This is a genomic window from Tardiphaga sp. vice154 (genome assembly GCF_007018645.1).
GTDB lineage: Bacteria > Pseudomonadota > Alphaproteobacteria > Rhizobiales > Xanthobacteraceae > Tardiphaga.
In genome coordinates this window covers 471,010-486,282 of sequence record NZ_CP041399.1, presented here as the reverse complement: position 1 = coordinate 486,282, position 15,273 = coordinate 471,010, and the positions used below count along the sequence as shown (strand labels likewise).

Genomic DNA, 15,273 nt, shown 5'->3' with positions numbered 1-15,273 from the left:
CTGGATTGCGCATCTACTTGCGAGAGATGGCGCCTGGAGTCGGTTTGCTTCTCTCAGCCCACATCGCGCGTGGGCAGGTCGCAATAATGATATCGAGAAGCACCAGGATGATTTCAGAACTGACGCCTGATGCTCCAAGATTGAACGGCAGGAGCTTCCGCGACGCGGACCTGTCCACTCAGGTTTTCCACTCGGCGCGCTCGAACCGGCGGGCGACCGGGTTGTCCGATGGCAGGGAGACCTGTCACCGGACCGGATCGTCGGGATGTTTTCCTGCCTCGGCTAGCGTCACGCCAACGCCGCAGGTCCTAGGGGCAACTTCCGGCAGCCTCGATAGGCAGGCTCAAGCCGCCCGTACCGTGCTAAGGAACTTAGCGACTTCGGTGCGCAGCCTGCCGCTTTCGCCGGAAAGCGACTGCGCGGCCGACAACACCTGCGCCGACGCCGAGCCGGTATCGCCGGCGCCACGCTGAATATCGCCGATGTTCGACGACACCATATGTGTGCCCTGCGCCGCCTGCTGGACATTGCGGGAGATTTCCTGGGTTGCCGCGCCTTGCTCTTCGACAGCCGAAGCGATGGTCGAGGCGATCTCGGACATCCGGCCGATGGTCGCGCCGATTTCCTGAATCGCGTCGACCGACTCCTGGGTCGCGCCCTGAATCCCGTTGATCTGCTGGCTGATCTCACCGGTAGCCTTGGCGGTCTGCTCGGCCAGCGCCTTGACCTCCGACGCCACCACAGCGAAGCCTCGCCCGGCCTCGCCGGCACGCGCCGCCTCGATGGTCGCGTTCAGCGCCAGAAGGTTTGTCTGGCCGGCGATCGTGTTGATCAATTCGACGACATCGCCGATGCGCGTCGCGGCCTTTGCAAGCTCGCTGACGCGGTTGTTGGTCTTGCGAGCCTGCTCGACGGCATTGTTGGCAATGCGTGCCGACTCCTGGACCTGGCGGCTGATTTCATTGACCGAGGAGGCCATTTCCTCGGTGGCCGAGGCGACCGACTGAACGTTTGCGGACGCTTCATCCGATGCGGCCGCGACGGCCGAGGTCTGCTGCTGCGAACGTTCGGCAGTGGTCGATAGTTTGCTCGCCGAGCTCTCGAGCTGGCTGGACGCGGCGGACACGGTATGCACAATCTGGCCGACGGCGCCTTCGAAGTCTTCCGCAAGCTTGTGCATTTCGGCCTTGCGTTGGGCCGCGGCGGCCAGCTCGGTTTTTTTCTGGTCGGCTTCCAGAGCGACGACGCGAACTGCGTTGTCCTTGAAAACCTGAACAGCCTTCGCCATCGCGCCGATTTCGTCCCGGCGTTCCGATCCGACGACGTCGACCGTCAGGTCGTTATCGGCAAGCTTCGCCATCGCGCCGGTCATGCGGATGATCGGGCGGGCAACGCCGCTGTTCAGGACGAGCAGACCGATAATCGCGATAGCGAGCATGCAAACGCCGCCCACGATGATCATCGTATAGGATGACGAAGTTGCTGCAGCGGCTGCCGCGGAACGCGCGCCCATCAACGAGGATTCCTCTTCGGCGGCCTTGTTGGCAAGCTGCCGAATTCCGTCCATGTATTTCTTGCCCGCGCCGCTGGACTCGAGCTGTCGCGCTTCGGACTGCGTCTGCGGATTCTTCATCAGCGCAATTTCCTTTTCGGCGACGTCGACACGCCATCCCTGCGCGGCTTTGGAAATCTCGGCAAAGCGCTGCTGCTGTTTCGGGTTGTCGGAGGTCAGGCGGCTAGCCTTTTCCACGGCCGCCGAGAATTTCTTTTCATGGGCAAGGTACGGTTCGAGAAAACCCTCATTGGCCGAAACAAGATAGCCGCGCACGCCGGTTTCGCCATCGACCATGGCGGCGACCATCAGATTGATTTGTTCGACGACCTTATGTGTGTGGGTCGATTCGCTCTGACGCGTGTTCCGACGTTGCAACGTTGCGCCAGATCAGGCCGCTCGCCGTGAGCGAGACAAGCGTCATCAAAAGGAAAACGACAGCGATCTTCTGGGCAATCTTCAAGTTTGAAAAAAAACTTGGCATCGATCATTTCCTGTAATGGGCCTGGAGCGGCAGCAATAATCGCGCGCTCAAACCGTGGCGGGCTCGCACCCGCCAGAATCCATGAAAATGATTGCCGAGATGTTGCGTCAGACAGACCGGAAAACTACGGAGCGTCCCACCGTGGCAAAGCACCACGGCGGACACCCGAGGCTGTCCGATCATGATGTCAGCGGATGCGGAGAATTATCGGAGTCCGCTCGCTGACGGACGATGTCCGCAGGTCGCGGAGGACATGAAATCGGCGCTTCGCGCCGCAGTCCAATATTAACGGAATATGATACCAGGCGCGGCGCTAGCAGCGCCGCGCGACTTTCTGTCTTTCGTATCGTGCCGCGCTATCGGCGCACGATACACGCCACGCCTCAGATCTGACGCTCGACCATCTTGAGCTTGAGCTCGGCGATCGCCTCGGAGGGGTTCAGACCCTTCGGACAGGCCTTGGCGCAGTTCATGATGGTGTGGCAGCGATACAGCCGGAACGGATCCTCGAGATTGTCGAGCCGCTCGCCGGTCGCCTCGTCGCGCGAATCCTTGACCCAGCGCGTTGCCTGCAGCAACGCGGCGGGACCGAGGAAGCGCTCGCTGTTCCACCAGTAGCTCGGGCACGATGTCGAGCAGCAGGCGCAAAGGATGCACTCGTAGAGGCCGTCGAGCTTGGCGCGATCGTCGTGGCTCTGCTTCCATTCCTTCTGCGGCGTCGGCGTGGTGGTCTTCAGCCACGGCTCGATCGACGCATACTGCGCATAGAAGTTGGTCAGATCCGGCACCAGATCCTTCACCACCGGCTGATGCGGCAGCGGATTGATCTTCACCGCGCCGTCCTTCACGTCGTCCATCGCCTTGGTGCAGGCGAGCGTGTTCTGGCCATCGATGTTCATGGCGCAGGACCCGCAGACGCCTTCGCGGCAGGAGCGACGGAAGGTCAGCGTCGGATCGATGTTGTTCTTGATCCAGATCAGGCCGTCGAGGACCATCGGACCGCAATCATTGGTGTCGATGTGATAGGTATCGACTGCCGGGTTCTTGCCGTCGTCCGGATTCCAGCGATAGACGCGAAACTCACGCGTCTGCGTGGCGCCGGCCGGCTTCGGCCATTCCTTGCCGCCGGTGATCTTGGAATTCTTCGGAAGTGCGAATTCGACCATATTCTCAAGCCTTCGCTGTCATCAGTACACCCGCGCCTTCGGCGGGATGTACTGAACATCATTGGTCATCGTGTAATCGTGCACCGGACGGTACTGGATGTCGGTCTTGCCGCTGGCATCGAGCCAGGCCAGCGTGTGCTTCATCCAGTTGACGTCGTCGCGCGCCGAGAAGTCCTCGCGGGCATGCGCGCCGCGGCTCTCGGTGCGGTTCGCGGCCGAGTCCATGGTGACGACGGCCTGAACGATCAGGTTGTCGAACTCGAGCGTCTCGACCAGGTCGGAATTCCAGGTCAGCGAACGATCGGTCACGCCGACATCGACGATGCCGCTGTGCACCTTCGCGATCAGATCCTTGCCCTCGTCGAGCACTTCGCCGGTGCGGAACACGGCGCAGTTGGTCTGCATGACCTGTTGCATGTTTTCGCGCAGCTTAGCGGTCGGCGTGCCACCCTTGGCATAGCGATACTTGTCGAGGCGGCTCAGCGACTGCTCGGCCGAGTTGGCCGGAAGGTCCGGCTGCTTGGCGTTGGGGGTCAGCTTCTCGGCGCAGCGCAGGGCTGCGGCGCGGCCGAACACCACGAGATCGATCAGCGAGTTCGAACCGAGACGATTGGCGCCGTGCACCGAGACGCAAGCGGCTTCGCCCACGGCCATCAAGCCCTGCACTACCGCATTGTCGTCGCCGTCCTTCTTGGTGACGACTTCGCCGTGATAGTTGGTCGGGATGCCGCCCATGTTGTAGTGCACGGTCGGCGTGATCGGGATCGGCTCCTTGGTGACATCGACGCCGGCGAAGATGCGCGCGGAGTCTGAGATGCCCGGCAGGCGTTCCGCCAGCACGGCGGGATCGAGATGGTCGAGGTGCAGGAAGATGTGATCCTTCTTCTTGCCGACGCCGCGGCCTTCGCGCATTTCGATGGTCATCGCGCGCGACACCACGTCGCGCGAGGCGAGATCCTTCGCGGAGGGAGCATAGCGCTCCATGAAGCGCTCGCCTTCGGAATTGACGAGATAACCGCCTTCGCCACGCGCGCCTTCGGTCACCAGGCAGCCCGCGCCGTAGATGCCGGTCGGGTGGAACTGGACGAACTCCATGTCCTGCAGCGGCAGGCCGGCGCGCAGCGCCATGGCGCCGCCGTCACCGGTGCAGGTATGCGCCGAGGTGCAGGAAGCGTAGGCACGGCCGTAGCCGCCGGTAGCCAGAATGGTGGTCTGCGCCTTGAAGCGGTGCAGCGTGCCGTCGTCGAGCTTGAGCGCGATGACGCCGCGGCAGACACCGTCTTCATCCATGATCAGGTCGATGGCGAAGTATTCGATGAAGAACTCGGCGGCGTGGCGCAGCGCCTGGCCGTACATCGTGTGCAGCATGGCATGGCCGGTGCGGTCGGCCGCGGCGCAGGTGCGCTGAGCCTGACCCTTGCCGTAGTCCAGCGTCATGCCGCCGAACGGGCGCTGATAGATCTTGCCTTCCTCGGTACGCGAGAACGGCACGCCCCAGTGCTCAAGCTCATAGACAGCGGCGGGAGCGTTGCGCACGAGATATTCGATGGAATCCTGGTCGCCCAGCCAGTCCGACCCCTTGACGGTGTCGTACATGTGCCAGCGCCAGTCGTCCTCGTGCATATTGCCGAGCGAGGCGGAGATGCCGCCCTGGGCTGCCACGGTGTGCGAGCGCGTCGGAAACACTTTGGTGATGCAGGCGGTGCGCAGGCCCGCTTCGCCGGCGCCGACAACGGCGCGCAGACCGGCACCGCCGGCGCCCACCACAACCACGTCATACGTATGATCTTCAATCGGATAGGCTGCGATGCCCGTTCCGTTTGCGCCGTTGCCGATTGCGGCCATGCGCTACACTCCCGATGACAATTTGAGGATGGCGTAGATCGAAGCGAGACCGACAACGGACGCGAAGAAGTTGTTGGCCATGATCGTGATCAGCTTCAGCTTCTCGTTGATCACGTAGTCTTCGAGGATGACCTGCATGCCGATTTTCATGTGCCAGACCGAGGCAATGATGAACATGATCAGCAGCAGCGCTACCAGGGGCGAGCCGAGGATCTGTGCGGCGCCGGCCTGATTGCGGCCGAGCAGCATCATGATGATCACGATCACCGGGATCATCAGCAGGATCATCGCCACGGCGGTGATGCGCTGGCGCCAGAAATCCGAGGTGCCGGAATGCGACGAACCGAGATTGCGGACGCGCCCGAGCGGGGTTCGCATCGATGTCGATTTGCGGCCGGAGCCGCCGGATTGTTCGACGCTCATCGTCCGCCCCCGATCATGTAAGCCACGATCCAGAGCAGGACCGTCAGGCTAATACCGCCGATCAGGGCGGCCCAGGTTAGCCATTCCCGTTCCGTCGGCTTGAAGCCGTAGCCGATGTCCCAAACCAGGTGGCGGACGCCGGACAGCATGTGGTGCATCAGCGCCCAAGTGTAACCGAAGGCGATCAGCCGCCCGAAGATGCTGCCGGTGAAGGCCTGCACATGGGCGTAGGCGGAGGGGCCGGATGCGGCGGCGATCAGCCACCACACCAGCAGCGCGGTTCCGGCATAAAGCGCTACGCCGGTGGCGCGGTGCACGATGGAAAGCGCCATCGTCAGTGTCCAGCGATAGACCTGAAGATGGGGCGAAAGCGGGCGTTCGATCCTGGCGGTCATTCAGCAACTTTGACAGGTTGGCGGGCGAAAGGTGGCCCGGAGAGGGATCGCGTAGAGCAATTCTATTTACGTACTCGAAACCGCCAGTGCAATCGCGAAATGATTATTTTTGAACACAGATTCAGAACTTACAAACAACGTTGCGTGTGCAGGTATTGGCAGCTTGGGCTTGCGGCACACGGCTTTCGATGAAGCATGATTCATGAAATTTTCGTTAAGTGATTTGAAACGGTAATCGTTGCTGCAAGGGGTGATAGTATTGCGGCGGGCTTTGCCTTTAATGGTCACTCCACGTGCCCATGCTGTCGAGACCATAGATGAATCCAGCCAGCCCCGACGACGCTCATGGTCATCCTCACGAACATGGCCACGCGCATGGTCATGGCGGCGGGCATTCCCATGCCCCCGTCAGCTTTGGCCGCGCCATCGCCATCGGCATCGCGCTCAACAGCGGCTTTGTGGTGGTCGAGGCGATCTATGGCTATGCCAGCGGCTCGATGGCGCTGGTCGCCGATGCCGGGCACAATCTGTCCGACGTGCTGGGGCTGGTGGCGGCCTGGACCGCGGCGACCCTGTCGAAGCGCGCGCCGACGCCGCGCTTCACGTATGGACTGCGCGGCTCCTCGATCCTCGCCGCCTTGTTCAACGCGGTGTTCCTGTTGGTCGCGGTCGGCGCGATCGCCTGGGAGGCGGTGTTGCGCCTGATCGACCCCGAACCGGTCGCCGGAATTACGGTAATGGTGGTGGCGGGCATCGGCATCGCGATCAACGGGATCACCGCCTGGCTGTTCGCCTCCGGCCGCAAGGGCGACCTCAACATCCGCGGCGCCTATCTGCATATGGTCGCCGACGCCGCGGTCTCCGCCGGCGTCGTGCTGGCCGGCTTGGCGATTCTCTGTACCGGCTGGAGCTGGCTCGACCCGCTGACCAGCCTCATCATCTCGGGACTGATCGTGTGGGGCACCTGGGGCCTGCTGCGCGATTCCACCGCGATGTCGCTGGGCGCGGTGCCATCAGGCATCGATCCCGCCGCGGTGCGCTGCTATCTCGAACAATGTTCCGGCGTCACGCAGGTGCACGACCTGCACATCTGGCCGATGAGCACGACCGACGCCGCGCTGACCTGCCATATGGTGATCCCCGCCGGCCACCCCGGCGATGCCTATCTGGCCGGCGTGGCGCAGCGGCTGCATCGCGAATACGGCATCGAACACGCAACCGTCCAGATCGAGACTGCGCCTGCGTCACCATGCTCGCTGGCGCACGGCCATCCGATCTGATTCAAACTTGAAAGTGCCGCATCACAGCGGTTCATTGAAAGCACGATGACAAAGGCCCGCCACAGCGCCAGGACTTCGGCACCCGGACGCCGGCTGCGACGGCTGCCGTTCGTGCTGGCGCTGACGCTTGGCCTGCTGTTGTCCCTGATCCATTGCGCCGGCGACGGCTTCGCTCTGGCCGCTGGCGGCCCGGCCGCGATGACGACGCAGGACAACGGCATCGCGCCGGACATGCCCGACCAGCAATTGCCGGCGCATAGCGGCCATTGCCTGTCGCATGTCACGGCGCCCGCGCTGAGCCACATCAGCTCACCCGCCGAGCAGCCGCTCTGCGCGCTCGCTTTCGCGCGCAGCGAGCCCCCCGCCTCGCTCGCCGGCCTGCCGCCGTTCAAACCACCCCGCGCCTGATGCTTGCTGCGGCCCGCTGAGGCCGAAGGCATGCCCGCCGTCGTGACGACGGCGCGGCAGCCGTTTGCATCGACATTGGATCAACACGACGCTGGCGGCGAACGCCGGCGCGGGACACGCACATGATCAGGATAATTCTGGCAGCAGCCCTGCTGCTCGGCAGCGCATGGCCGTTGCAGGCGCATGACGACACTACGGCGCATGCCGACGAGGCCGACGTCAAACTCAGCACGCAGCAGATCGACGCGGGCAAATTTGCGGTGCAGGAGGTGCGGCCCGGCACGATCGCGCGACGCGCGTGATTGCCACGGTCGACAACGCTGCGCGGCTGTGGCGGCCCGGAGCCTTCGTCACGGCGGAGATTCCTGTCGAGCAAGGCGCCGCCGATCTGGTGGCGCCGCGCACGGCGCTGCAAACGGTCGCGCGCGAGGACGTGGTGTTCGTCCACACGCCGGAGGGTTTTGCGGCGCGCCACGTCACGCTAGGCCGGCAGGATAGAAGCGTGGCCGAGATCAAGGCCGGCCTGAAGCCCGGCGACCGCATCGCCACCGCCAACAGCTTCGTCCTCAAGGCCGACCTCGGCAAGGCCACCGTCGAGCACGCGCATTAGCAACCCGTTGTCATTCCGGGGCGCGAGCGCGCCAGCAGCGAGCGAACCCGGAACCTCGAAATGTTCAGCGCAGAATACTCCGGGATTCCGGGTCTGCATCAGCCGGCTACGCCGTCTGCTGCATCCCGGAATGACAGGGGTGTGGCGCGCCGATCCCCATCCGATGAGCGAAGGTCACGATGATCAAATCCATTCTCGCCTTCGCGATCCAGCGTCGCTGGCTCGTCGTCTGGCTCAGCCTCGGCGCGACGCTGTTCGGCGCGTGGTCGCTGATGCGACTGCCGATCGATGCGGTGCCCGAGATCACCAACAAGCAGGTGCAGGTCAACACGACGGCACCCGCGCTGTCGCCGGCCGAGATCGAGAAACAGGTGACGCTGCGGATCGAGACGGCGCTGGCCGGCATCGCCGGGCTGGAGAGCACGCGCTCGATCTCGCGCAACGGCTTCTCGCAGGTCACCGCGGTATTCACGGAGGCGACCGACATCTATTTCGCACGCCAGCAGGTGGGTGAACGGTTGCTCGAACTGCGCGCGATTCTCCCCGCCGAGGTCGATCCGAAGATGGGACCGATCTCCACAGGGCTCGGCGAGATCCTGATGTGGTCGGTCGCATACGCGCCCCTGCTGCCGGCGTCTACGTCACGCCGGAGGGCGAGCGGCTGACCTCCGACGTCGCCCGCGCGGCCTATCTGCGCAGCGTCCACGACTGGATCGTCAAGCCGCAGATCCGCGGCGTTGCGGGCGTTGCGGGCGTCGATTCGATCGGCGGCTTTGCCAAGCAATATGTCGTGCAACCGGATCCGATCCGGCTGATCGGGCTCGGCCTGTCGTTCGCCGACCTCACCCGCGGCATCGAGGCCAGCAATGTCAGCCGCGGCGCCAGCGTCATCGAGCGCAATGGCGAAGGCATCGTGGTGCGAGCCGGCGGGCGGCTGCAGGATGCCGCCGACATCGAAGGGGTCGTGGTGACGACGCGGGGCGGCGTGCCGATCCGCATCAGCGACGTGGCGTCAGTCGAGATCGGCGGCGAGATCCGCACCGGCAGCGCCAGCATGAATGGCAACGAGGTAGTGATCGGCACCGCTTTAATGCTGGTCGGCAGCAACAGCCGTATGGTAGCCACCGCCATCGAGGCGCGCCTCGCAGACGTGCGCCGGACGCGGCCTCCCGGCATCGAGCTCACCACGGTGCTAGACCGCACCATTCTGGTCGATGCGACCGTGAAGACGGTTGCCAGCAATCTCGGCGAAGGCGCATTGCTGGTCATCGTCGTGCTGTTCGCTCTGCTCGGCAATTTTCGCGCGGCGCTGGTGATCCCGCTGGCTGACCGGCGGCGTGCTGACGTTGTGGGCGCGCGGCATGCCGTTCTCTGTGTCGGCCGCGGTCGGCTTCATCGCGCTGTCAGGCATCGCCGTGCTCAACGGGCTGGTGATGCTGACTTACGTGAAGCAGTTGATGGCGCAAGGCCTGGCGCGGCTCGATGCGTTGCGCGAGGGCGCGCTGACGCGGCTGCGGCCGGTGGCGATGACCGCGCTGGTCGCGTCACTGGGCTTCGTGCCGATGGCGCTCGCCACTGGCACCGGCGCCGAAGTACAGCGCCCGATCGCCACCGTAGTGATCGGCGGGTTGATCAGCGCAACGCTGCTGACGCTATTGGTCCTGCCGGCGTTGGTGGCGTGGTGGGGAAAGGATGAAGCGGAAGCAAGATGAGCAGAACTCAATGTCGTCCCCGCTTTCGCGGGGACGACACGGTGTTTGTGGCGCGTATGCTTCGCAAAACCTACTTCTCGTAGATCTTGCCATATTCGTCGCGCAGCACGTTCTTCTGCACCTTGCCCATCGTGTTGCGCGGCAGGTCGTCGACGAAGAACACGCGCTTGGGCATTTTGAATTTGGCGACACGGCCATCCAGCGCGGCGATCACGCCGGCTTCGGTGAGTTCGGCCTTGCGGTCCGACACCACCACGGCGACCACGCCCTCGCCGAAATCCGCATGCGGCACGCCGATCACCGCGCACTCGACAACGCCGGCCATCGCGTCAATCTCGCTCTCGATTTCCTTCGGATAGACGTTGAAGCCGCCGGTGATCACCAAATCCTTGCCGCGACCGAGAATGTGGACGTAGCCCTTGGCGTCGATCTTGCCGAGGTCGCCGGTGATGAAGAAGCCGTCGTCGCGGAATTCCGCCTTGGTCTTTTCCGGCATCCGCCAGTAGCCCTTGAACACGTTGGGGCCCTTGACCTCGATCATGCCGATGGTTTCCGGCGCCAGTTCCTTGCCGGTCTCGGGATCGGTGACGCGCACCGACACGCCCGGCAGCGCCTGCCCGACGGCGCCGGGGACGCGCTCGCCATCATAGGGGTTCGAGGTGTTCATGTTGGTCTCGGTCATGCCGTAACGCTCGAGAACGGCATGGCCGGTGCGCGCGAACCACTCGCGATGCGTATCGGCCAGAAGCGGCGCCGAGCCGGAGATGAACAGCCGCATATGCGCGGCCGATTCTTTGGTCAGGTTCGGGCTCTGCAGCAGCCGCGTATAGAAAGTCGGCACGCCCATCAGCACGGTGGCGCGCGCCATCAGTTTGATGATCAGTTCGGGATCGAGCTTGGGCAGGAAGATCATCGAGGCGCGGGCCAGCAAGGTGACGTTGCTCGCCACGAACAGGCCGTGCGTATGATAGATCGGCAACGCGTGGATCAACACGTCCTTGTCGGTGAAGCGCCAGAAATCGACCAGGCTCAGCGAGTTCGATATGAGGTTGTCATGCGTCAGCATGGCGCCCTTGGAGCGGCCAGTGGTGCCGGAGGTGTAGAGGATCGCGGCGAGATCGTTATCGGCGCGCACCACCGTGTCGAACGCCGACGTCTGCTGCGCCGCCGCGTCCGTCAGCGAGCCCTTGCCGTCGGCGCCGAGCGTCTCGACCTTCGCGCCGACCTTGGCGGCGATCGCCGCCACGCCTTCGGCCTTGGAGGGGTCGCAGACAATCAGCGTCGGCTCGGCATCGGTGATGAAGTAATCCAGTTCGTTCAGCGTATAGGCCGTGTTGAGCGGCAGATAGACCGCGCCGGCGCGAACGGTGGCGAGATACAGCACGAGCCCCGGCACCGACTTCTCGGTCTGCGCGGCAACGCGGTCGCCCGGCCGGACGCCGCGGGCGACCAGCACATTGGCGATCTGCCCGGCGAAGGCGATCAAATCGCCGTAGCTGATATGACGGCCTTCCGGCGTTTCGATCGCGAGACGCGACGCGTCGTCGAGATCGTCGAACAGGCGGCAAAACAAATTGGCATTGGTGGTGGTCATGAAAGGTCACGCAGTTCCAGGGCGGGGACGCGATGTGGAGCACGTCGCGTCATTAGGACGCGCTTTTTTAGCAACAATGCCCGCCCGAAGGCAATTTTCCTCGCGCGAAACGCAGCTGAGCCGCAAAAGTTTCGCCCTGCGGCAAAATAGATTTCTGAAACTGCCCTGAAACGCTCACGTAACTCGGGCATCTGCGGCACAGACTGGCTCCAAACAGTGTGCGTCGCGGTGTGTGCCCCTTTTAACGCGCCGGCCTTGAGCCGGTCATTTCAATCCAATGGGAGACGATCCATGTCCAAGCGCATTGCACTTTTGTCGGCCGTAGCCTTCAGCACCCTGGCCATCACCGGCGCCCTGCTGGCCCCCGCATCGGCTGAAGACAAGATGATGAAGAAGAGCGAAATGTCCGGCGAGAAGACCGTCATGGTCGGCGGCGCCCCGATGTATCCATCGAAGAACATCATCGAGAACGCCGTGAACTCCAAGGATCACACCACGCTGGTCGCCGCCGTGAAGGCCGCCGGTCTGGTCGACACCCTTTCGGGCAAAGGTCCGTTCACCGTGTTCGCCCCGACCAACGCCGCTTTCGGCAAGCTGCCGGCCGGCACCGTTGACACCTTGGTGAAGCCTGAGAGCAAGGCAACGCTCACCAAGATCCTGACCTACCATGTCGTCGCCGGCAAGCTGAACGCCGCCGACCTCAAGGACGGCCAGAAGCTGAAGACCGTCGAAGGCGAAGAGCTGACGGTGAAGGCTTCGGGCGGCAAGGTCATGATCGTCGACGCCAAGGGCGGCTCCTCGACCGTCACCATCGCGGACGTCAACCAGTCGAACGGCGTCATCCACGTCATCGACACCGTGTTGATGCCGAAGGCCTAATTCGGGCTTCTGAAGCACGAAGCACTTCGCGCACCCTGAAGCGTCCCCACAGGGTGCGCGCGCGCCCCCACGGGCGCAACGAGCGAGTCGGGGAAACCCGGCTCGCTTTTTTGTGATCGGTATCATCCGCAGGATTCGCGTCGATGGTAACGAAATCAGGATTTTGCCGTATAGCTGGCAGAGCCATTTCACAACGGATCATAGCGATGTCGAGCATCCCCTTCAGCGAACAGCAGGCGACGCCTGACAAGGACCGGGTGATCCAGCCCGCCTGGGTGCGGATCGTGCACTGGATCAACGCGGTGGCGATGGTGCTGATGATCATGTCCGGCTGGCAGATCTACAACGCCTCGCCGCTGTTCAATTTTACCTTCTCGCCGATGCTGACGCTCGGCGGCTGGCTCGGCGGCGGCATCATGTGGCACCTGGCCGCGATGTGGCTGCTGGTCGCCAACGGCCTGGTCTATCTCGTCACCGGGGTTGCCACCGGGCGCTTCCGCAAGAAGCTGCTGCCAATCTCGGCAACCGGCGTGATCGATGACGGCAAGGCGGCGCTGACCGGCAGGCTGTCGCATGACGATCTCACCATCTACAACAACGTGCAGAAACTGCTCTATGCCGGGATCATCGTGGTCGGCATGCTGGTGGTATTATCCGGCCTGTCGATCTGGAAGCCGGTGCAGTTTCAATATCTCACGGCGCTGTTCGGCGGCTACGACTTTGCCCGCTACGTGCATTTCGCGATGATGGCGCTGATCTGCGCGTTTCTCGTTATCCATGTCACGCTGTCCTTGCTGGTGCCGAAAAGCCTGCGTGCCATGATCATCGGCCGCTGAGGAGACGATCATGATCAGCCGCATCCGTTCTCTCATCATCCCCGGCGTCGACAAAGAACTGCTGGTGCGCGACGCCGCCAGGATGCTGCCCGATCCGTCGCGCCGGCGTTTTCTCACCGGCGGCGCCAGCCTGGGCGCGCTGACCCTGCTCACCGGCTGCAACGTCTCGGACAGCCTGTCTGCGGAGAATCTCCTGGTGCAGATGTCGAAATTCAACGACGCCGTGCAGGCCGCGATCTTCAATCCGAATACGCTGGCGCCGACCTTTTCGGAGAAGGACATCAAGCGCCCGTTCCCGTTCAACGCCTTCTATTCGGAAGACGAGGCGCCGCGCGTCGACGCCGCCGACTGGAAGCTCGAGGTCACGGGCCTCGTGCAGAACAAAAAGTCCTGGACGCTGGCCGAGCTGCACAAACTGCCGGAGGTGTCGCAGATCACCCGCCACATCTGCGTCGAGGGTTGGAGCGCGATCGGCTCCTGGCAGGGCACGCCGCTGCGCGATTTCCTGAAACTGGTCGGCGCCGATACGTCGGCCAAATGGGTCTATTTCCGTTGCGCGGAAGACTACGCCTCTTCGCTGGACATGCCGACGGCGCTGCATTCGCAGACCCAGATGACCTTCAAGTTCGACAACCAGATCCTGTCCCGCGCCTATGGCTTCCCGATGAAGATCCGGGTGCCGACCAAGCTCGGCTTCAAGAACCCGAAATATGTGACGTCGATGGAAGTCACCAACGACTACAAAGGCGGCTACTGGGAAGACCAGGGCTATAATGATTTCAGCGGAAGCTGAGTGCTTTGCTCCCCACCTTCTCCCGTCGAGGGAGAAGGTAGAAAGAAAAGTTCATCCTACCGGCTTCTGGAACGTCGAGCCGATCGCACCGATCGCCAGCGTCGCCGCCGACGCCACCAGAGCCGATGTCAGGCTGCCTGTCGCATCGGTGATCGCCCCTACCGCAATCGGCCCGAGGGTCTGGCCGATGCCGAACGCGATGGTGACGACGGCGATGCCTTTTGGCCAGGCCTCGGGCGGATAGTTGAAGCGCACGAACGCGGTGGTCGATGCCACCACCGCAAAGAAGGCAACGCCGAAAACCAGCGCTGACGCGCCGAGCAACAGAGGACCATGGCCGAGCAGCGGCATGGCGGCGCCGACCGCATTGACGCCGAGAATGATCGCCATCGCCGATCCGCTGCGACCGCGCGCCAGCACGCCGCGCCACACCCAGGGCGACGCAAAGGCGCTGACACCGATCAGGCACCAGAATGCGCTCTGCGCCCCCGGCCCGCCGCCGCCGTCGCGCACATAGGCGATCATGAAGGTCATGTAGGCAATATAGCCGGCGCCGAACATGAAATAGCTGACGAGGAATATCCATATCGGGCCGAGCGCGAACGGCGCCGGTCCAGCCTGTGACAGCCCGGCAGAGGCCGCGATCGGCCGCAATAACGGCACCGTCATCAACGCCGCAGCCGCGCCGACCGCCAGCCACACCATCCACCACGAGCCCGCCCCGAAACCTTGCAGCATGAACGGCGCCAGCAGGCCCGACAAAATGATGCCTACGCCGGGGCCGGAATAAAACAGGCTGAGCAGAAAGCCGGAGCGCTCCGGCTGCGCATGTCCGATGGTGGCCGCCAACGCCCCGCCGGCCACAAATGCGACGGCGGCGCCAAATCCAGTGATGAGCCGCGCCAAGCTCAGCGCGGCGAAGTTTGCGGTCATGCCGCAAAGCAGCAGCGACAGCACGCAGGCGATGGTCCCCGCGCGAACCACCGCGAACAGCCCGAAGCGCCGGCTCAGCCGCGCCGCCACCAGCGCGCCGGCGAGGTAGCCGGCGGCATTGACGGTGTTCATGAAGCCCGCGGCCGAATACGACCAGTGCAGCGTGTCGCGCATGTCCGGCAGCACCAGCGAATAGACGAACCGGCCAATACCGAGGCCAACGCAGGGCGCCAGCGACAAAATCAGGATCAGCCGCGCGGGGTGCGGCTGCGGGATACTCGGCTTGGTCAAAGTGGAAACTCCGGCAGGGCCTGCACTTTGGCCGTTATTCGCCGCAGACGGCAATACGGCTCGCCGCAACGC

16 protein-coding genes and 1 pseudogene are annotated in these 15,273 nt (G+C 63.7%); 9 read left to right on the top strand and 8 right to left on the bottom strand.

Features of this window, described 5'->3' with window-relative positions:
- Nucleotides 1–343 precede the first annotated feature (343 nt).
- From FIU28_RS02245 to FIU28_RS02220, 6 genes are all read right to left on the bottom strand, one after another.
- The gene (locus tag FIU28_RS02245; protein WP_210245604.1) at nt 344–1,861 is read right to left on the bottom strand and encodes a methyl-accepting chemotaxis protein; all 1,518 of its coding nucleotides are present in this window, start codon (nt 1,859–1,861) and stop codon (nt 344–346) included.
- Between the two features lie 558 nt (nt 1,862–2,419).
- Nucleotides 2,420–3,202, bottom strand: a complete 783-nt coding sequence (locus FIU28_RS02240) for a succinate dehydrogenase iron-sulfur subunit (RefSeq protein ID WP_143571472.1) — start codon at nt 3,200–3,202, stop codon at nt 2,420–2,422.
- Nucleotides 3,203–3,223: 21 nt separating this feature from the next.
- Nucleotides 3,224–5,047 carry a succinate dehydrogenase flavoprotein subunit gene (sdhA, locus tag FIU28_RS02235; protein ID WP_143571470.1) on the bottom strand — a complete coding sequence of 608 codons (1,824 nt, stop codon included), beginning with the start codon at nt 5,045–5,047 and terminating at the stop codon, nt 3,224–3,226.
- A gap of 3 nt (nt 5,048–5,050) precedes the next feature.
- On the bottom strand, nt 5,051–5,425 hold the full coding sequence (sdhD, locus tag FIU28_RS02230; RefSeq protein ID WP_210245509.1) for a succinate dehydrogenase, hydrophobic membrane anchor protein: 375 nt from the start codon (nt 5,423–5,425) through the stop codon (nt 5,051–5,053).
- Nucleotides 5,426–5,466: 41 nt separating this feature from the next.
- Entirely contained in the window at nt 5,467–5,865 is a 399-nt protein-coding gene (gene sdhC / locus FIU28_RS02225; RefSeq protein WP_143571467.1) for a succinate dehydrogenase, cytochrome b556 subunit, read from the bottom strand.
- Between the two features lie 66 nt (nt 5,866–5,931).
- Entirely contained in the window at nt 5,932–6,180 is a 249-nt protein-coding gene (locus FIU28_RS02220) for a hypothetical protein (RefSeq protein ID WP_143571466.1), read from the bottom strand.
- Between the two features lie 2 nt (nt 6,181–6,182).
- Here FIU28_RS02220 and FIU28_RS02215 point away from each other — a divergent pair, with 2 nt between their 5' ends.
- From FIU28_RS02215 to FIU28_RS26745, 6 genes and pseudogenes are all read left to right on the top strand, one after another.
- Nucleotides 6,183–7,145, top strand: a complete 963-nt coding sequence (locus tag FIU28_RS02215) for a cation diffusion facilitator family transporter (RefSeq protein ID WP_143571465.1) — start codon at nt 6,183–6,185, stop codon at nt 7,143–7,145.
- Between the two features lie 45 nt (nt 7,146–7,190).
- Entirely contained in the window at nt 7,191–7,553 is a 363-nt protein-coding gene (locus FIU28_RS02210) for a ferrichrome ABC transporter substrate-binding protein (RefSeq protein WP_143571464.1), read from the top strand.
- A gap of 122 nt (nt 7,554–7,675) precedes the next feature.
- On the top strand, nt 7,676–7,855 hold the full coding sequence (locus FIU28_RS02205) for a hypothetical protein (protein WP_143571463.1): 180 nt from the start codon (nt 7,676–7,678) through the stop codon (nt 7,853–7,855).
- Nucleotides 7,852–8,163 (top strand): hypothetical protein, encoded by a 312-nt coding sequence (locus tag FIU28_RS02200; RefSeq protein ID WP_143571462.1) that lies wholly within the window; start codon nt 7,852–7,854, stop codon nt 8,161–8,163. Before FIU28_RS02205 ends, FIU28_RS02200 begins: the two co-directional genes overlap by 4 nt.
- A 179-nt stretch (nt 8,164–8,342) precedes the next feature.
- A pseudogene (locus FIU28_RS27415) lies at nt 8,343–9,490 on the top strand (efflux RND transporter permease subunit); the annotation flags it as partial.
- Nucleotides 9,491–9,524: 34 nt separating this feature from the next.
- The gene (locus tag FIU28_RS26745; RefSeq protein ID WP_246661052.1) at nt 9,525–9,875 is read left to right on the top strand and encodes an efflux RND transporter permease subunit; all 351 of its coding nucleotides are present in this window, start codon (nt 9,525–9,527) and stop codon (nt 9,873–9,875) included.
- A 70-nt stretch (nt 9,876–9,945) separates the two neighbouring features.
- On the opposite strand, the gene FIU28_RS02190 is transcribed toward FIU28_RS26745, so the two are convergent.
- Nucleotides 9,946–11,469 (bottom strand): malonate--CoA ligase, encoded by a 1,524-nt coding sequence (locus tag FIU28_RS02190; RefSeq protein WP_143571461.1) that lies wholly within the window; start codon nt 11,467–11,469, stop codon nt 9,946–9,948.
- A gap of 291 nt (nt 11,470–11,760) precedes the next feature.
- Here FIU28_RS02190 and FIU28_RS02185 point away from each other — a divergent pair, with 291 nt between their 5' ends.
- The 3 genes from FIU28_RS02185 (at nt 11,761) to FIU28_RS02175 (ending at nt 13,977) form a co-directional block, all read left to right on the top strand.
- Nucleotides 11,761–12,348, top strand: a complete 588-nt coding sequence (locus FIU28_RS02185; RefSeq protein ID WP_143571460.1) for a fasciclin domain-containing protein — start codon at nt 11,761–11,763, stop codon at nt 12,346–12,348.
- Nucleotides 12,349–12,554: 206 nt separating this feature from the next.
- Nucleotides 12,555–13,184, top strand: a complete 630-nt coding sequence (locus tag FIU28_RS02180; protein ID WP_143571459.1) for a cytochrome b/b6 domain-containing protein — start codon at nt 12,555–12,557, stop codon at nt 13,182–13,184.
- A 10-nt stretch (nt 13,185–13,194) separates the two neighbouring features.
- Nucleotides 13,195–13,977: a molybdopterin-dependent oxidoreductase gene (locus FIU28_RS02175; protein ID WP_143571458.1), complete on the top strand. Its 783-nt coding sequence runs from the start codon at nt 13,195–13,197 to the stop codon at nt 13,975–13,977.
- 51 nt (nt 13,978–14,028) lie between these two features.
- Here the strand turns inward: FIU28_RS02175 and FIU28_RS02170 are convergent, their stop codons facing one another.
- The gene (locus FIU28_RS02170) at nt 14,029–15,201 is read right to left on the bottom strand and encodes a YbfB/YjiJ family MFS transporter (protein ID WP_246660837.1); all 1,173 of its coding nucleotides are present in this window, start codon (nt 15,199–15,201) and stop codon (nt 14,029–14,031) included.
- Nucleotides 15,202–15,273 lie beyond the last annotated feature (72 nt).